Genomic DNA, 17,607 nt, shown 5'->3' with positions numbered 1-17,607 from the left:
GCGCGTTGCTCGGCGACCGCCGGATCGTTCGCCCTGGCGCGGAAGCGCTCCAGCGCGGCGGTCTTGGCGGCCGTGGATCTGACCAGCCGGTCGCTGAATGTGGGGTCTCTAAAGGCCTTCATCTCACTCCAATCAGTCTGTTCAGCGTGCGCAAGAAGAAGCGGCGCCCTGCAGATCAGGACGCCGCTGCCATATCTGTCTCAGGCGGCCTCGATGTTGCCGACGGCGATCTTGCCGGAGCGACGGTCCTCCTGCGTGTCGAAGGAGACCTTCTGGCCTTCAACCAGGGCGCGCATGCCGGCGCGCTCCAGCGCTGTCGCGTGGACGAACACGTCCTTGCCGCCGTTGTCCGGCGTGATGAAGCCGAAACCCTTTTGGTCGTTGTAGAACTTCACGGTGCCCTTTTGCATAAAGCGTCCTTCATTGGATGACGATGCGCGAGCAAGGCCGCAAAGTCGCGGTCTCGACGCCGATAATTCGATGTTGGAGAGGCTCTGATCGTGCGCCTGGCATCGCCAAGGCGTAGCGGCCACATTGTCCGGCCAAATCGAGGGGCTCAAATAGAACGGATGGGAGCCGGCTGCAAGGGCACGCGAAGCGATGCGCTTGCGCCACCTGCACGCATGCCGTCGCAGGCCGCCTGTCATCAGCCTGCCACGGTTGGGGTTCTCATGGCCGCGAAGGTTTCCCCAACACGGAGCATCCACGGAAATGAGACTGCGAAGGCTATTCGCCGTTGCCGCCGCCGTTGCCACGCTCGGCGTCGCCGCCGCGCACGCCGAGCCCGGCTACTCGACGGCCAATGTCAACATGCGCACCGGCCCCGACATCGACTTCCCCAGCGTCGGCGTCATCCCCGAGGGCGAGCCGCTCTACATCGAAGGCTGCCTGCGCGATGAATCCTGGTGCGACGTGCGGTGGGGACCGGAGCGCGGCTGGGTCTTTAGCGAGTACCTCGCCTTCGACTATCGCGGCGAGATGGTGCTGCTGCCGGACTACGGGCCGGCCTTCTTCCGCATTCCCATCGTGACCTTCGTGGCCGCGGACTATTGGGGGCGCTACTACGTCGGTCGCCCCTGGTACAGGGATCGCGCCCACTGGTACGGCTATCGCATCCGTCCGCGCGTGGGCTGGTACGCCCCGCCGCCCGGGCCGCGTCACCGCGGCTGGTGGCGCTCGCGCTACGTCGTGCCGCGCGGCATGCGCCCGCCGCCGGAACGCTGGCAGCGTGCCATCCGGCACGAGCGCCACGAGGAGCGCTACGAGCGGCGTGAAGAGCGCCGGGACGACCGCCGGGATCGCCGCCACGACCGGCGCGACGAGCATCACGGGCGGCACTGAGATCTAGAGCGCGCTGCAAAGCCAAGCGCCACAGTGACAGGGCACCCGCGGCGCCAAGCTGCGGGTGCCCTTCGCTGTCAGTGCCAACGGCGATGGTGCCGGTGGTGATGCCGACGACCGGGGCCGATGTAGAGGTGGATGCCCGGCCCGCTCCGGTAAGCGCGCCAGCCATGGCAGCGGCGGTATCCGCGCCGCCAGTGACAGTGCCGATATGGCCGCCAGTGCGCTTTCTCCGCAGCCGGCTTCGACAGCCCAGCGTTGGCGACGCCTGCGGGCCCGGTGGGTGCAGCGATCGCCGGCGCGGCCAATAGCGCGCCGGCGCCAATCGCCAGCACTGCAAGCAGCGATTTTGCATAGGTCATGGGAGTTGGAACCTCTTCTTGTTAACCATGCCATCCGCAAGGTCCAACTCCGCACGCGCCGATAGGGTTCCGTGCCGCGCTAGAAGCGCCGCGACACACCGACAAACGGATTGACGCGATCCGCGGCCGAGGTGACGCCGAAGTTCACGCCGGCGTCGAGCTGCAGGTTGTCGGTCACCGCGTAGGTAACGCCGGTGGCGAGAATGACAATGTCGCCCCGCACATCCTCGGTGTTGAAGGTCGCGGTCACCTCGTAGTAGGTGCCGAGCCTGTCGCTCCATTCGTAGGCGAGGGACGCTGAGGCCAGATACTCCGCGTGGTATCCCGCGGTCGCATCGCTCCGCACCCAGGTCACGCCGCCATTGAGCCCGAAACCGAAGTTGTGCGGCAGCGCCAGGGCCAACGGCACGATCACGCCGCCTTCGACGTGCTCGGGGCTGATCCCGTTGTCCTCGTCCGTGGGCAGCGTGATGTAAGGTAGAAGCGCGAGCGCGGAGCCGGTCTTTTCGAACGTGTCGTTGCCCCAAAGATTGACCTTGCCACGGATGTCGACGCCGCCGACGCCGGAATCGCGCAGCGTGTCCGCCGGATTGAGCTGGCGCGTGCGCGCCATACCGTACGGCTGCCAGACGAGGTTGACCTCCGTATTGTTGGTCAGCCCAATCCTGATGTTGGTGGTGGCGAGCTCGAAGGCGTCGGTGACGGCGCCCTCCTCGTCGGGGCGCGAGCGCGCGTAGCCGAAGAGGTTGCTTTCGATCTGGACGTGTCCCGCATCGACGGTAAAGGGGCTCTCCGTCGTATCGGGGCGATCGGTCGTCATGTCACGCAACAAGCGTTCAGGCGTAGGTCTGAAAAGCGAATAGTGACCCTTGTCGGCTGCGATCGCATCTCCGGCCGTACCCAGCGCCATGCAGATCCCGGCCGCAACCCTCGTGACACGTACGCCCTTCACCCCAACCCCCCACGCAACGAACGCTACAATTAGCTACGGCTCCATTTGTTAGTCGTGACTAACTTTGCTGTCAACGGTAACGTGCGTTAGAAGTCTTACTGGGAGCCCAGGAGAGCCAATGTCAGCCATCGATCCCGAGCGCGATGCAGCAAGGCGCGCCGAGCGCTTCAGGCGCGTCCGCGATGCGCATCAGATCGAAATGGCGGAGGACTACGTCGAGCTCATTGCCGATCTCATCGAGGAGAAGGGCGAGGCACGCGTGGTGGACTTGTCGGGGCGCCTCGGCGTCACCAAGGCCACGGTCAACAATACGATCCAGCGCCTGCAGCGCGACGGCTTCGTCACCAGCCAGCCGTACCGCGCAATCTTCTTGACCGACAAGGGCCGCAAGCTGGCTACCGCTTCGCGCGAACGCCACCACGTTGTTCGAGATTTGCTCATCGCCCTAGGGGTCGATGCCGAGACCGCGGATGCGGACGCCGAGGGCCTCGAGCATCACGTCAGCAAGACGACGCTCGAGGCCTTCCGCAGGTTCCTGAGCAAGAGTCGGCGCCTGCGGTAGTGGGGGTCGGCCCCGCCGGGGCCCGGCTGCGGACTGCACGGCTACTCTCTATTGAACAACATATTAGGGGACGCCCCCGACTGTTGAATTGACGGGGTTGACGGCGCATCTCTCAGCAACGGCGCCATGCTGAAGGCAAGCCGACTTGGCGCTTCGCCTCTCATTGGCGCTGTGCGCGCTCGGATACGCAATCCGGAGGTATGGCCATGGCGAACGCAAAGACAGTCGAACACACCGCGGTCACGGATGATGTGCCGAAACGGCCTTCATCACCTCAGCGGTGAGGCTGCCCGGCAGCGCCTGAGATATGTCGCCGATACTGATTACCGATCAGGTGGCGGTTTTCGTTGACGATGGAATGCCTCGAATGCGCTTCTCCTCCGTCGCCCTTGTCGTTGTCGCGACAGCAGGTGTGTCGGGCGGCATCACCTCGATGCCTTCATGCATCAGCTCTCGAATTTTCATAAATGTCTCCTATGTCTAGACTCTCCAAATTTGAAGCTGTGGGGAAACACTCGCATCGCGGGTGCCCGCTGCATTGAGCCCGGTCAATGCATGCAGATTGCGCGCTTGATCGCTGTCAATGCTGACCACCGGCAGCCCGCTAGACTTGGATTATCCTGCGTGAACTAGTGTGAACTAGGAGGATAGCCATGGCCGAAGCAGCCACCAAACTCCCCATCAAAGGCGGCGAGGAGTCGATTGAGCGCCAAGCCCCGATGCGTGAATGGCGTCCGTTCGAGAACCTGCGCCGCGAGATAGAGCGCGCGTTCGAGGAATTCGATTGGCGCAACCCGTTGCGCCGCAGCGCGTTTGACCTTGATCCGCTGTGGCGGCGCGAGCTGACGTGGGCTCAATCTCCGGCCGTCGACGTCGTCGAAAAGGACAAGACTTACGAGGTGACCGCCGAGCTCCCAGGCCTCGATGAGAAGAATATAGAGGTCAAGGTCGCCAACGGCACACTGACCATCCGCGGCGAGAAGAAGGAGGAGAAGGAAGAGAAGCGGAAGGACTACTATCTGTCTGAGCGCCGCTACGGCTCCTTCGAGCGGCGCTTCCAGATTCCGCCAGGCGTCGATACCGGAAAAATCGAGGCGAGCTTCAACAAGGGCGTGTTGACGGTGACCCTTCCGAAAACGGCGGAAGCGCAGGCGACCGAGAAGACCATCGCCGTGAAGGCCGGCTAGAGCCGCCTTCGCTTGTGAACGAGCCGGTTGCGCGCTTCATGCGCGCCGCCGGCCTATTCCCCGGAGTAGCATATGACCACGCACAAAGAGCGGCACGCCGAGCCTTTCGAGCAGTTCAACTCGTGGGCCTTTTCGGCGCAGCCGATGATCGAGACGAACGCGAAGCTCACCGAGGCGTTGTGCACGCAGGCGATCGAAGTCGCCTCCGAGCTGACCGACTTCACCATGCGGCGTCTACGGGAAGACGTGCGGCTGCCAGAGCGTCTGGCGCAATGCCGTACCCCGCAAGATCTGCAACAAGCCTGGCTCGACTACTGGCAGACGGCGATTGCCCAATATCAAGGTGAATGGAGCCGGCTAGCGGATCTCGGTCGTGGCACACAGGGATTGTCCGCCGTGACCGAGAAGCGGCACGAGGAGCGCCGGGCCGCCTAGGGCGAGCAGTCACCGCTGCCGTGCAGCGGCGACGATGGCAATAAGGACAACGGCACCGGCAATGAGTGCGCCGGGAAGTGGGAATCTGTTCACCAAATAGACCAGAGCGATACCGGCGAAGAACGCGAGGGCGAACTTGGCGCCGGCACTCATTTCTTCTGTACGCTCTCGAGATAGTGCGTCAGCTCCAGCACCCGCACATGCGAGGGCAGGAAACCGGGCGTACCCTCTTGGGCGCGCATGCGCTGCGAATAGAGCGGCATCTGAAACGTGTCGTGCCCAGCTACCGGCGCATCACCGGCGATGATGTCGAACACGCGCCAGAAGGGGAACTCACCGCCGTTGCGCTGCGCGATGGCAGTCAAGTCCCTCGGCGGCTTGACGAGCTTGACGGCCAGCTCGCCCGTGCCCGTGGCGTCCTTGCCGTGGCAGCCCGTGCAGTTTTCCTCGAATTCCATTTTGCCGTCGTCGAACACGGCGCGGCGCGTCTCGGCCGCGCTTGCCCCCACGCATGTGCCCATCAGGATCGCCAAGGCGAACGCCGATAGTTGCGATGTGCGACTGGAACGCATCACTTTCCTCCTGGTCGACGAATGGATATCAGCATCTGCTAAGCCGCCTCGCGCCGGCGACGCCCGCTACGCGGCCCCATGGCAACCTCCCCGAAGATGAACGACGCCCATACGACGAGTGGCGTTACCAGCATATTGATCAGCAGAACGGCGGCGATGAAGCCGTCGTGCGCCGGCACCATGGAAAGGTGCTGCAGCAGCGCCCACCCGTTCAAAACGAAGGATAGGGCGACGACTGTGAGATAGCCGATGCGGTTGCGACTCATCTGAGCTCCCTCATGGGTGCGGAGCGGGTGCACAGCCATGCCGCCACATGCAGCGGTAATAGCGCGGCGTCGCAGCGCCCCAACGCCATTCGCACTTCTCATTCCAGCGCAGGCAACGATAGCTCACGGTATCGACGATGGGTGCGGCGGGCGGCGGCGGCCCGAGATCGCCACCGTTGGCGTTGCTGGACAGTAGCACGCCCGCGAATGCAGCCGCGGATGCCAGCACGAGAGATGGTTGCATGATGTCCTCCTTTGATTCCCGGAATCATGCTTAGCGCACCGGCGACAGGCCCAAATTGATCTCGATCAGCCGCTTCGCCGTTCGGAGTGCGGCGCCAATCCGCCGTCGAGCAAGGCCCCGGGAAAGTGCGAGCTGCAGGCCATGACGTGCGTTATGGCCGCGCGATCGTACTCATCGCCCGAGCGATAGCGCTCGAAGAAGTCGTTGAGCCGCTCGACGCGATCGCCCATCGTGCCGACCGCCTGAAGGCCAACGGACACACCGTAGTTCGTAAACGCGAACTTCACATGCGGCAGCGACGGCTCGCGGCAGAAATAGCCATCCGGCATCCACATCTGATCGAGCATGTCGAGGCAGCGGCGCCGCTGCACGCGCGCCCAGCCCTCGCCGGGGAAGAAGTGGCTCATCCACAGCATCATGCCGATGCCGAGATCCTGCGTGACGACGAGGCTCGGCACCTGACGCTCCATAATGGCGCGCATATCCTCGATCTCGCGCTCCAGCGCTGCCTCGTCCAGCAAGCGGTAGGATACGTACCCGTCGAAAGCATCGAGGGCGCCCAATCCATAACCCGGATAGGGGCCGCTCAGATCTTCCTGCATCTTCCAGATGACGCCACGGCCGCGTATCACGAAGGCATCGTGAATCTGGTGCACCAGCTCAACGCCCTTGTTCCGGTACGATGGGATGTGGCGCCCCAACACGGCGAGCGCATACAGCCACATGGCCAGATAGTGGAAGTACTGGCCGTCACGGTCCTCCTCCTCGCCGATACGAATGCCGCGCCGTCGGCCGAGAACCCGATCGACTTCGCTAACGACCCATTCGGCGTTGCCGATGTACTCATCGTCGCCTAGCGCTTCGTAGAGCGAGACCAGAAGCACGACGCCGAAGGCATCCGTCCACAGGTAGCGTAGGCCATTCGGCCAGATGCCGTTGTCGCGCATCCAGTCCAGCTTGGCGAGCACGTAGTCGGCATCTTGCAGCGCCACCATCGGCACCCTGACAATGCATTGGACGTGAACTGACTACCTAGCCGCGCAACAGCCGGCGTTGACCCGCGTCAAGGCGGGCTCGTTGTCAAAGGCCAATGCTGTCGCCAGGCTCGCGCGAGGAGCAAAGAAATGAGCGACTTTGCTGAGCAGCGCCAATACATGGTTAAGCATCACATCGCGGCGCGCGGCGTGCGCTCGCCGCTTGTGCTCGATGCCATGGGCAGCGTGCCACGCGAGCAATTCCTTCCCTCCCATCTGCGCGACTATGCCTACGAGGACACGCCGCTGCCGATCGGCGAGGAGCAGACGATCTCGCAGCCCTACATCGTCGCCTTCATGACCGAGGCGCTCGGCCTGTCGGGAGGCGAGAAGGTGCTCGAGATCGGCGCCGGGTCCGGCTATGCCGCCGCCATCCTCTCGCGCATCGCCAGCGAGGTCTACACGGTCGAGCGCATCGGCGAGCTCGCCGCCAAGGCGTCCGAGAAGCTTGCCGACCTCGGCTACGACAACGTGCATGTGCTGCACGCCGACGGCACGCGTGGATGGCCCGAGCATGCCCCGTACGACGCCATCATCGTGGCCGCGGGCGGACCGGATGTTCCGCGCTCGCTCAAGCAGCAATTGAGGGTCGGCGGCCGGCTGGTGATCCCCGTCGGCACCAATCCGCGCGCCCAGGAGCTCGTCCGCCTAACGCGCGTCAGCGAGGACGAGTACAAGACCGAGGATATCGCTGACGTTCGCTTCGTGCCGCTACTCGGCGAGGAGGGTTGGGCGGAGGAGGCGCCGGCGCCAAGACGCGCGCGCCGCGCTCTCGTGCGCGATGGGGGCGTCGATGGCGCCCTCGTCAAGGCGCTCGCCGCCGAGGCGGAGCCGTTCGGGTACATCGAGGATGCAGATCTCGATCCGCTGCTGCGCCGCATCGGCGAAGCGCGCGTCGTGCTGATCGGCGAGGCAACGCACGGCACCTCGGAATTCTATCGCCTGCGTGAACGCATCACGCGCGCACTGATCGAGAAAACGGGCTTCAATTTCGTTGCCATCGAGGGTGATTGGCCGGATGCAGCGCGCATCGACCATTACGTGCGCCACTTCGAGTTTCCGGCCTCTGAGTGGACGGCGTTCGCGCGCTTTCCGACCTGGATGTGGCGCAATGCCGAGGTGCGCGCCTTCGTCGATTGGCTGCGGGAGCACAACCGCGGGATGGAGCCGGGCAAGCGCGTCGCTTTTCACGGGCTCGACCTCTACAGCTTGCACAACTCAATCCGCTCCGTACTCGACTATCTCGACGAGGTCGATCCGACGTCGGCCAAGATCGCGCGCGAGCGATATGGCTGCCTGACGCCTTGGCAGGCCGACCCCGCCACCTACGGGCGCGCCGCCCTGACCGGCGGCTACCGCACCTGTGAGAACGAGGTGGCGTTGATGCTGGCGGGTATCCTATCGCGGCAACGCGAGTATGCCTTGCGCGACGGCGAGCGCTATCTCGACGCGGTGCAGAACGCGCGCCTCGTCGCCAGTGCGGAGCGCTACTACCGCGTCATGTACTACGGCTCGCGCGCGTCGTGGAACCTGCGCGATCAGCACATGTTCGATACGCTGAAGACGCTGCTCGCCTACTACGGCCCGCACAGCAAGGCCGTCGTCTGGGCGCACAACTCGCACGTAGGCGATGCCTCGGCGACGGAGATGTCGAGTCGCGGGGAGCACAACATCGGCCAGCTCTGCCGTCGCGAATTCGAGCGCAGAGCTTATCTCATCGGCTTCGGCACCGACAGCGGCACCGTCGCGGCAGCCTCCGATTGGGACGCACCGATGCAGGTCATGTCGGTGCGTCCATCATTGCCGAAGAGCCACGAGCGGCAATGTCATGCGGTCACCGAGACGACGGGGGAGGAGCATTTCATGCTGCGCATGGGAGCCAATTTGCCCGTCGGCCTGCGCGACCACCTCGCGTTTCCACGCATCGAGCGCGCCATCGGCGTCATCTACCGGCCCGAAACCGAGCTGGCCAGTCACTACTTCCAGGCCGTGCTCCCGCTGCAATTCGACGAGTACATTTGGCTCGACAAGACGGAAGCAGTGACGCCTTTCGCCACCCGCGACCTCGAGGGCATGCCCGACACCTATCCGTTCGGGCTGTGACGGTCGAAGCTCACGTCTGCAGGACGTAGGTGCCGGGGGCTTTGCACAGCGGCGCGAGCTTGCCGCCGCCGGGAGCAATGGCATCGGTCGGCCCCGTAGACCGCGCTGCCAGCCACTTCACCCATTCGGGCCACCATGAGCCCTGCTGGGGCAATACCGCCTTGTACCAGCTCTCGGGATCGAGGTAGCCGTCCCTCTCGGTCCGGCTGGCGACGCGATAAGCGCGCGATTCGTTGCCCGGCGGCGAGACGATGCCGGCGTTGTGGCCGCCGGTCGTCAGCAGGAACGTGACGTCGGTGTCGAGCAGCAGGTTGAGCTTGTAGACCGAACGCCACGGCGCAACGTGATCGGTCTCTGTGGCCACCGCAAACACTGGGGCCCGTATGTCAGTGAGCGCCGCTGTGCGCCCGTCGATGAGATAGCGCCCCTCCGCAAGGTCGTTGTTGAGGAACAGCTGGCGCAAATAGTCCGAATGCATCCGATAGGGCATGCGCGTCGAATCGGCGTTCCATGCCATGAGATCGAACAGGGGCTGCCGTTCGCCCATCAGATAGTCGCGTACCATGCGCGACCAGATGAGATCGTTCGAGCGCAGGAGCTGAAAGGCGCCCGACATCTGCCGGGCGTCGAGGTAGCCCTGCTCCCACATCATGTCCTCGAGGAACGATACCTGTCCCTCGTTGATGAACAGCGTGAGCTCGCCCGCCTCCTCGAAGTCGACCTGGGCGGCAAGCAGCGTCAGCGTGGCAAGATGGTTGCGCCGGTCGCGCGCCAGACCGGCCGCAACGGCCGCCAGGAGCGTCCCGCCGAGGCAGTAGCCTACGGCGTGGACCTTGCGCTGCGGTACAATGGTCTCGATCACACCGAGCGCCGCCTCGACCCCTAGCTTCCGGTAGTCCTCGAGGCTGAGGTTCCTGTCATCGGAGGTCGGGTTCTTCCACGAGATGATGAAGACCGTGAATCCCTGATCGAGGAGATATTTGACGAGAGAGTTCCGCGCGCTGAGGTCGAGGATGTAGTACTTCATGATCCACGCCGGCACGATGAGCACGGGCTCGGCCTTCACCCGCTTGCAGCGGGGCTCGTACTGGATGAGCTCGATCAGCTCGTTGCGGTAGATCACCTCGCCGGCCGTCGTAGCGAGATTCTCGCCCACCTTGAAATTCTCGAGACCGACCGGAGGGCGACCGTTGCTCGCTCGCTCCCAATCTTCGACGAAGTTCCAGTATCCACGCATGAGGTTCATGCCGAAGTCGGCCTGCGTCTTATGCAGCACCTCGGGATTGGTCAGGATGAAGTTCGAGGGAGAGAACATATCCAGCAGCTGGCGTGTCGCGAACTCGACCTGCTGCTCATGCTGGCACGTGACGCCGCGCACGCCCACGGTCGCGTTGTGCCACCACTGCTGCTGCAAAAGGAAAGCCTGGCTGATGAGGTTATATGGCCACGACTTCCACGCCTCGTCGCGAAAGCGCTTGTCCTGCGGCAACGGCTCGATGCAGCACTCGGGACAATTCGGATTGCTGGCGACGGCAGCGCTGTAATGCAGGAAGCGCAACCACTTGCGCAGCGCTTTGTGCACGAGCTGTGAGCGCTTGCCGGGTGCCGCGAGCAGATGGATGATCCAGTCGAAGTAGGCTTCCAAGAGCGCAGCCGGCGACAGCCCCAGTGTGAAGCGCGAGACGAGGAAGTGCACCGAGCGGTCGACGACATCGGCGATCTCGAGCGAGGGATCATCGGCCTCGACCGCCGGTCTTGGCGCCGGCTGCTCGCGGCACTTTGGACGCGGGCTCGGCTGAAGTCTCTGAGCAGGGCGCGCGATGAGCTGCGTGCTTTGACGAACGGCCATCGAAATATCCGCGTTGATCCAGCAACTGCCGATTGAACTATCTAAAGCTAAGGTCTCAACGGCGCGTTGACAGGGGTCAATTGCCGGCTGCGTCGAGCTCGCGCAGGCGGACTGTGCCAGCGCGGAGGGGGATTCAGCACGTTGCGCGGGCGGGAAGCGCGGCAACAAGCCGCCGCAGGGTATCGAGCGTGCCGGCGTCGAGGCGTCCGTCGGCGCGCGCCGGGCGGAAATGCAGCTGAAACGAGCGCACCAGCACGGCAAACCAGTCGTCGCGCTCGCCGTTCTCGACCCCAAAGCCATAGTCGCTCAGCAGCGCCATCGCCTCATCGATGGCTGCCGCATTCTGATCCAGCGTGCATGCGTCCGTTGTCAGGGGCGCCGGCCTTACCCAATGCCCGACGCCCTGTTCGGCGAGCCACCCCCAATCGAACTTCTCGCCCGGATCGATCTTGCGCCCGGGGGCCACGTCGGAGTGGGCGAGGATGCGCTCGGGCGGCACCCCACGGCGCGCGGCGATGTCGCGGCATAGCGCGGCGATGGCCTGCATCTGCTCGTCTGGGAATTTTGGATAGCCGTGCTCGTGGCCGGGGTTCTGGATCTCGATGCCGATCGAGGCCGAGTTGATATCGCTTTCGCCAGCCCAGTGCGAGACGCCCGCGTGCCAGGCGCGCGCCCTTTCCGCTACCATCTGCGTGATGTGGCCGTCCTCGTCGATCACGTAGTGGCAGGAGACTTTGCTCCTCGGGTCGGCGAGCCAACCGATCGCCTTCGGCGCCGATGGCATTCCCGTGTAGTGCAGCACGATCATGTCGGGGCGGCAGCCCTTGCGGCGGTCTTCGGTGTTGGGCGAGGGATGCAGCGCATGCACGAGCGGAGAGTCAGGCTTCAGGATCATTGCTGCTCTCCCGCCTGGCTGACGGCGAGGCCGCGCTCCTCGAGGATGGCGTCATAAGCTGCGTTGATGGCGGCGAGCCGCCGGGTAGCGGCGCAACGCAGCTCCGGCGGGACGCCGGTCACAGCCAGACGATCGGGATGATGCTCGCGTACCAGCGCCCGGTGGCGCAGCTTGAGATCGGCGTCGGAGATGTCCGGATGCACGCCGAGGATCTGGTACGGACTGCAGGGATCGTTCACGAAGCCGGCACGCACGCTGAGGAACTCGCCGCGGCTGAGGCCGAACCTCGCGGCGACCGTGGACAGGAACCGGTCCTCTTCCGGGTGCAACACGCCGTCGGCGGCGGCGATGTGGAACAGGCACTCGAGCAGCGCGCGTAGCATGTCCGGCTCATCGGCGAGCAGCGCCGCGATCTTTCCCGCATAGGTCTCGTAGCCGGCGACATCCTGCGCGGCGAGATCGTAGAGACGGCGGAAATTTGCCTCCTCGCCGGCGGGAATGTCGAACACCCGCTCGAAGGCGCGTACCTCGATGGGCAGCGCAACGCCGTCGGCCTTCGCCATCTTGGCGGCGAGCGTCGTCACCGCGATGGTGAAGGCGACCGTGCGGTATCCGGGCGTGCGCTTGGCGGCACGGTCGCGCGTGAAGCGCTCCCACCACGAAGACAGCGCGTCGCGCATCGAAACGCCTTCGGCCTCGATGCCGATCGCCTGAGCTATGGCTTTCCACGGCATGGGAAACCCATATCGACATTCGCGGGCGACTTGAAGGGCGGAAGCGACGCGTTGCGGCATACTTCGTTAAAGTCGCGACAATTGCCGGAAGTTCGCGGGATTGTGCGCCGAAGTTGCAGTGTAGTTGACGCTTACCGCGACGCCCGATAGCTGACGAGGCGGCGGATTTCTCGAACGGATGCCGGATGGCGGCGCAGCCCAGCGACGAAAAGTGGCATTTCTGGATCGACCGCGGCGGCACCTTCACCGACGTTGTTGCGCGCGCGCCCGACGGCCGCCTCTTCACGCGCAAACTGCTGTCGGAGAACCCCGGCGCCTACGACGACGCGGCGCTGGAAGCGATCCGGCTGTTTCTAGGAGTGCCCGCCGCCGCACCGATCCCCGCGGAGCGCATCGCGGCAGTGAAAATGGGGACCACGGTCGCTACCAACGCGCTCCTGGAGCGCAAGGGCGATCCGACGCTGCTCGTCATCACCGGCGGCCTCAAGGATCAGCTGGAGATCGGCACCCAGGCGCGACCCGAGATTTTCGCCAAGCGCATCGTCAAGCCGGAGATGTTGTACCGCCGTGTCATCGAAGCGGACGAGCGGGTGCGCGCCGACGGCAGCATCGAGCGCAGGCTCGATCTTGCCGCGCTGGAGGAGAAGCTGCGCACCGCGCGGGCCGACGGCATCGACGCGGTCGCCATCGTCTTCATGCACGCCTATGCCTACCCCGAGCACGAGCGCCGGGCGGCGGAGCTGGCGCGCGCCCTCGGCTTTTCACAGGTATCGGCGAGCCACGAGGTGTCGCCGCTGATCAAGCTCGTGCCGCGCGGCGACACCACCGTCGCCGACGCCTACCTCTCTCCCGTTCTGCGCCGCTATGTCGAGCGTGTATCCTCGGCGCTTTCTCCCCCCTCTCCCGGTCCTTCACGTCATGCTGAAGGCGTGCCTTCGGCACGACGAGAGGGTTGGGGTGAGGGGCAGCGACAAGCCGCACCGCCAATTTCTGCCCCTCACGTCTCGGCGGAGCCGAGCTCCGCTCGGATCCCTCTCCCCGCCGATGCGGGGAGAGGGACTGGGCCGAACATTCTGTTCATGGCTTCGTCCGGCGGGCTCAAGGCGGCGCAGATGTTCCGCGGCCGCGACGCCATCCTGTCGGGCCCCGCCGGCGGCGTCGTCGGCATGGCGGAGACGGGCAAGCGCGCCGGCTTCGACAAGGTCATCGGCTTCGACATGGGCGGCACGTCAACCGACGTTGCCCACTTCGCCGGCGAGTACGAGCGCTCCTTCGAGACGCATATCGCGGGGGTGCGCCTCGCCGTGCCGATGTTGCGCGTGCACACGGTGGCGGCCGGCGGTGGCTCGATCATCACCTACGACGGCACGCGCTTCCGCGTCGGGCCGGAGAGCGCCGGCGCCAATCCGGGACCGAAGGCCTATCGCCGCGGCGGCCCGCTGACGGTCACCGACGCCAACGTCATGCTCGGCAAGCTCGACCCGCAATTCTTCCCGAAGATCTTCGGGCCGGCGCGCGATCAGCCGCTCGACGCCGATACCGTGCACGCCGCCTTCGCCGATCTCGCCCGCGAGGCTGGCGATGATCGCAGCGCGGAGGAGATCGCCGACGGGGCCATCCGCATCGCGGTGGAGAACATGGCCAACGCGATCAAGAAGATCTCGGTCGAGCGCGGCTACGATGTGACGGAGTACGCGCTCAACTGCTTCGGCTCGGCCGGCGGGCAGCACGCCTGCCTGATCGCCGACACGCTCGGCATCGAGACGGTGCTGGTGCACCCGCTGTCAGGCCTGCTCTCCGCCTACGGCATGGGCCTGGCGCCGCAGCGCGCGAGCCGCGAGCGCTCGATCGAGGCGCCGCTCAACGACGGGACGATGGATGAGCTGGAGAGCCTGGCCTACGAGCTCGGCAGCGCGGCGACCGAGGAGCTGCTCGATGAGGGCGTCGAGCACGATGCCATCGCCATCGAGAGCTTCGTGCACCTGCGCTATGCGGGCACCGACACGGCGCTGCCGGTGCCGCTGTCGGAGCCGCATTTCATGCGCCGCGATTTCGAAGCGCTACATCGCCAGCGCTTCGGCTTCATCTCCCCGGAGAAGGCGATTTACGCCGCCGCCATCGAGGTCGCTGCCAGCGGCGGCGACGGCTCCCCCTATCCCCGCTCGCGTCACGCTGAAAGCGTGCCTTCGGCACGACGAGAGGGTCGAGGTGAGGGGCAGCAACAAACCGCAACGCAAGCGGCCGCCCCTCACCCTAACCCTCTCCCCGTTGACGAAACGAGGAGAGGGGAAAAGACGCGGTTCTATTCGCGCGGGAGCTGGCACGAGGCGCCGGTCATCCAGCGCGAGACGTTGGCGGCGGGCGCTGAGCTGTGCGGCCCCGCACTGGTCATCGAGCCACACCAGACCATCGTCGTCGAGCCCGGCTGGAAGCTGGCGCTTACGCGGGGCAACGATGTCGTCCTGACGCGCGCCACCCCGCGCCCGCGCGAGCGCCTCGGCGCCGCCGCCGACCCCATCCTGCTCGAAGTGTTCAACAACCTGTTCATGGCCATCGCCGAGCAGATGGGCGAAGCCTTACGCAACACCGCGCAGTCGGTGAACATCAAGGAGCGGCTCGATTTCTCGTGCGCGGTGTTCGATGCGACCGGCGCGCTGGTCGCCAACGCGCCGCATCTACCGGTGCACCTCGGCTCGATGGATCGCTCGGTCGAGGCCATCATTCGCGAGCGCGGGGCCGAAATGCGCCCGGGCGACAGCTACATGCTCAATGCGCCGTACAACGGCGGCACGCATCTGCCCGACATCACGGTCGTCACGCCGGTATTCGACGAGCCGGGGCGCGAGGTGCTGTTCTACGTGGCGAGCCGCGGCCACCACGAGGACATCGGCGGGCTGACACCCGGCTCGATGACGCCGCGCGCCACGACCATCGAGGAGGAAGGCGTCCTCATCGACAACTTCAAGCTGGTCGAAGGCGGGCGCTTCCGCGAGGCGGAGACGCGCGCGCTGCTCACGGGCGCCAGCTACCCGGCACGGCGCCCCGATAAGAACATCGCCGACCTCAAGGCGCAGGTCGCCGCCAACGCCAAGGGCGAGGCCGAGCTCCGCCGCATGGTCGCCCACTTCGGGCTCGACGTCGTGCAGGCCTATATGCGCCACGTGCAGGACAACGCCGAGGAAGCCGTACGCCGACTGCTGTCGCGGCTCGATGACGGGCACTTCCGCGTCGAGACCGACCAGGGCAGCGCCGTCGAGGTGCGCATCACGGTGGATCGCGACAAGCGCACGGCCAAGGTCGATTTCACCGGCACCAGCCCGCAGCAGGAAAACAACTTCAACGCGCCCGAGCCCGTGACGCGCGCCGCCGTGCTCTACACCTTCCGCGTCATGGTCGACGAGCCGATCCCCATGAATGCCGGCTGCCTGAAGCCGATCGAGATCATCATTCCCGAGGGCTCGATGCTGCGCCCGACCTATCCCGCCGCCGTCGTCGCCGGCAACGTGGAGACGAGCCAGATCGTCACCAACGCGCTGTTCGCGGCGATGCGCGCGCTCGGGTCGGCGCAGGGCACGATGAACAACCTCACCTTCGGCAACGACGAGCTGCAGTACTACGAGACGTTGTGCTCGGGCGCGCCGGCCGGCCCCGGCTTCGATGGCGCCGCGGCCGTGCACGTGCACATGACCAATACGCGCCTCACCGATCCGGAGATCCTGGAGCTGCGCTATCCGGTACTGGTGGAAGAGTTCTCCATCCGCCGCGGCTCGGGCGGCAAGGGCAGATGGAAAAGCGGCGATGGCACGCGGCGCGTGATCCGCTTCCTGGAGCGCATGCACTGCGCCATCCTTTCCGGCTACCGCCGCTTAGCACCGTTCGGCGTCGAGGGCGGCGAGCCTGGGGAAGCGGGCGAGAACGTTGTGCGCCGCGCGAGCGGGCGCGTCGATCACCTGCAAGGCTGCGACGAGACCGAGCTCGAGGCGGGCGACGCCATCGTCATCATCACCCCCACCGGCGGCGGCTTCGGGCGCGCCTGAGCGTTACACTGTTTCCACCATGCCTGTGGCATATCGGGGCGCAGCGCCCGACTTTTCGGGAATTGAGAGCTGCGGCCCCTTGTGCGCGCCGGGCACGGCACCCCATCATAGGGAGAGCCTTCACGCGGCGATGAGATAACAAGATGAAAACGACTGATGCCGCACGCCCATCGCTACGGCGCAGCCTGGTCCTTGCAGCCGCCCTGCTGTTCAGCCTCGGCGCCGGCGCCGAGGAAACCGAGCCCGTGTCCCCCGAAGCCGACTTCACGGTGCGCGACATCACCGCGGCACTGTTCAAGGCCAAGCCGGGCGAGCCGCTCGACTACTCCAATCACGACCTCACCTACCTCGACCTATCGGGGCTCAACTTCAAAGGCGCCAAGCTGGCTAAGTCGAACCTCTATGGCGCCGACTTCACCGGCGCCAACCTGCGCGGCACCGACATGTCGGGCACGCGGCTCGACCGCGCCGTGCTCATCCGCGCCGACTTCTCCGGCGCCAATCTTTATGGCGCCAGCATCCTGCGCCCGACCATCTACACCGACCTCACTGAGAACATTGCCGATGCGCCGCGCTTTGCCGGCGCCAACCTCACCGGCATTCGCGTCATGGCCAACATGTCGGGTGCCGACTTCCACGGCGCCGATCTAACGAACGCCAACTTCACCCCGCGCGAGGCGCGCCCCGGTCAGGGCACGATTACGACGCTGGCCAAGAACATGCTGAAGTCGACCGACTTCACCAAAGCGATTGCGCGCGGGGCAAACTTCGACCGCGCCGTGCTGACGTTCGCGCGCTTTGCCGGCGCCGATCTCACCGGTGCCAAGCTGACGGGCGCCGACTTGTCGCGCGCCGACTTCACCGGCGCCGATTTGACCGACGCCGATTTCACCGGCGCCGATCTCGACGGGGCGACGCTCTTGGGCGTCAAAGGCCTCGACACGGTGAAGGGGCTGTCCACCGCGCTCAACTTCGACAAGACCATCCGCTGACAAGTAAACCGTGTCATCCTCGGGCTTGTCCCGAGGACCCAC

18 protein-coding genes are annotated in these 17,607 nt (G+C 65.5%); 7 read left to right on the top strand and 11 right to left on the bottom strand.

Annotated elements, in window-relative coordinates; genetic code table 11:
* Both F9K20_RS21270 and F9K20_RS07665 read right to left on the bottom strand, forming a co-directional pair.
* Positions 1-122 (bottom strand): DUF6481 family protein (locus F9K20_RS21270; RefSeq protein WP_367238180.1); only part of this gene is annotated, 122 nt, incomplete at its 3' end.
* 78 nt (positions 123-200) lie between these two features.
* On the bottom strand, positions 201-410 hold the full coding sequence (locus tag F9K20_RS07665; RefSeq protein ID WP_290999467.1) for a cold-shock protein: 210 nt from the start codon (positions 408-410) through the stop codon (positions 201-203).
* 301 nt (positions 411-711) lie between these two features.
* Between F9K20_RS07665 and F9K20_RS07660 the strand changes: the two genes are divergently transcribed.
* On the top strand, positions 712-1,341 hold the full coding sequence (locus F9K20_RS07660; RefSeq protein WP_290999465.1) for an SH3 domain-containing protein: 630 nt from the start codon (positions 712-714) through the stop codon (positions 1,339-1,341).
* A gap of 77 nt (positions 1,342-1,418) precedes the next feature.
* Here the strand turns inward: F9K20_RS07660 and F9K20_RS07655 are convergent, their stop codons facing one another.
* The gene (locus F9K20_RS07655) at positions 1,419-1,703 is read right to left on the bottom strand and encodes a hypothetical protein (protein WP_290999463.1); all 285 of its coding nucleotides are present in this window, start codon (positions 1,701-1,703) and stop codon (positions 1,419-1,421) included.
* Positions 1,704-1,782: 79 nt separating this feature from the next.
* The gene (locus F9K20_RS07650) at positions 1,783-2,523 is read right to left on the bottom strand and encodes a transporter (RefSeq protein WP_290999460.1); all 741 of its coding nucleotides are present in this window, start codon (positions 2,521-2,523) and stop codon (positions 1,783-1,785) included.
* A gap of 250 nt (positions 2,524-2,773) precedes the next feature.
* Between F9K20_RS07650 and mntR the strand changes: the two genes are divergently transcribed.
* The 3 genes from mntR to F9K20_RS07635 all read left to right on the top strand — a co-directional run bounded on the left by mntR (position 2,774) and on the right by F9K20_RS07635 (position 4,839).
* On the top strand, positions 2,774-3,217 hold the full coding sequence (gene mntR / locus F9K20_RS07645) for a manganese-binding transcriptional regulator MntR (protein ID WP_290999457.1): 444 nt from the start codon (positions 2,774-2,776) through the stop codon (positions 3,215-3,217).
* A 653-nt stretch (positions 3,218-3,870) separates the two neighbouring features.
* Positions 3,871-4,404, top strand: coding sequence for an Hsp20/alpha crystallin family protein (locus F9K20_RS07640; protein ID WP_290999455.1), 534 nt, complete (start codon positions 3,871-3,873; stop codon positions 4,402-4,404).
* Between the two features lie 72 nt (positions 4,405-4,476).
* Entirely contained in the window at positions 4,477-4,839 is a 363-nt protein-coding gene (locus F9K20_RS07635; protein ID WP_290999451.1) for a phasin family protein, read from the top strand.
* A 149-nt stretch (positions 4,840-4,988) separates the two neighbouring features.
* Here the strand turns inward: F9K20_RS07635 and F9K20_RS07630 are convergent, their stop codons facing one another.
* The 4 genes from F9K20_RS07630 to F9K20_RS07615 all read right to left on the bottom strand — a co-directional run bounded on the left by F9K20_RS07630 (position 4,989) and on the right by F9K20_RS07615 (position 6,916).
* A complete protein-coding gene (locus F9K20_RS07630) occupies positions 4,989-5,411 on the bottom strand; it encodes a c-type cytochrome (RefSeq protein ID WP_290999449.1) in 423 nt (140 codons plus the stop codon).
* A gap of 38 nt (positions 5,412-5,449) precedes the next feature.
* Positions 5,450-5,677, bottom strand: coding sequence for a hypothetical protein (locus tag F9K20_RS07625; RefSeq protein ID WP_290999446.1), 228 nt, complete (start codon positions 5,675-5,677; stop codon positions 5,450-5,452).
* A gap of 10 nt (positions 5,678-5,687) precedes the next feature.
* Complete coding sequence (locus F9K20_RS07620) at positions 5,688-5,921, bottom strand: hypothetical protein (protein WP_290999443.1); 234 nt, start codon at positions 5,919-5,921, stop codon at positions 5,688-5,690.
* Between the two features lie 65 nt (positions 5,922-5,986).
* Complete coding sequence (locus tag F9K20_RS07615; RefSeq protein ID WP_290999440.1) at positions 5,987-6,916, bottom strand: hypothetical protein; 930 nt, start codon at positions 6,914-6,916, stop codon at positions 5,987-5,989.
* A 129-nt stretch (positions 6,917-7,045) separates the two neighbouring features.
* Between F9K20_RS07615 and F9K20_RS07610 the strand changes: the two genes are divergently transcribed.
* Positions 7,046-9,058, top strand: a complete 2,013-nt coding sequence (locus F9K20_RS07610) for a protein-L-isoaspartate(D-aspartate) O-methyltransferase (RefSeq protein ID WP_290999437.1) — start codon at positions 7,046-7,048, stop codon at positions 9,056-9,058.
* Positions 9,059-9,068: 10 nt separating this feature from the next.
* On the opposite strand, the gene F9K20_RS07605 is transcribed toward F9K20_RS07610, so the two are convergent.
* The 3 genes from F9K20_RS07605 to F9K20_RS07595 all read right to left on the bottom strand — a co-directional run bounded on the left by F9K20_RS07605 (position 9,069) and on the right by F9K20_RS07595 (position 12,536).
* The gene (locus tag F9K20_RS07605) at positions 9,069-10,907 is read right to left on the bottom strand and encodes an alpha/beta fold hydrolase (RefSeq protein ID WP_290999434.1); all 1,839 of its coding nucleotides are present in this window, start codon (positions 10,905-10,907) and stop codon (positions 9,069-9,071) included.
* Positions 10,908-11,040: 133 nt separating this feature from the next.
* Entirely contained in the window at positions 11,041-11,802 is a 762-nt protein-coding gene (locus F9K20_RS07600; RefSeq protein WP_290999431.1) for an N-acetylmuramoyl-L-alanine amidase, read from the bottom strand.
* Positions 11,799-12,536, bottom strand: a complete 738-nt coding sequence (locus F9K20_RS07595) for a TerB family tellurite resistance protein (protein ID WP_290999428.1) — start codon at positions 12,534-12,536, stop codon at positions 11,799-11,801. Before F9K20_RS07595 ends, F9K20_RS07600 begins: the two co-directional genes overlap by 4 nt.
* Positions 12,537-12,721: 185 nt before the next feature.
* Here F9K20_RS07595 and F9K20_RS07590 point away from each other — a divergent pair, with 185 nt between their 5' ends.
* Positions 12,722-16,573, top strand: a complete 3,852-nt coding sequence (locus tag F9K20_RS07590) for a hydantoinase B/oxoprolinase family protein (protein WP_290999425.1) — start codon at positions 12,722-12,724, stop codon at positions 16,571-16,573.
* A gap of 143 nt (positions 16,574-16,716) precedes the next feature.
* Positions 16,717-17,565, top strand: a complete 849-nt coding sequence (locus F9K20_RS07585) for a pentapeptide repeat-containing protein (RefSeq protein WP_290999422.1) — start codon at positions 16,717-16,719, stop codon at positions 17,563-17,565.
* Positions 17,566-17,607 lie beyond the last annotated feature (42 nt).

Origin of the sequence: Hyphomicrobium sp. (assembly GCF_009026145.1) — a bacterium.
GTDB lineage: Bacteria > Pseudomonadota > Alphaproteobacteria > Rhizobiales > Hyphomicrobiaceae > Hyphomicrobium_A.
Note: the sequence above shows the minus strand (reverse complement) of the source record. Positions and strands in the feature narration are given on the sequence as shown.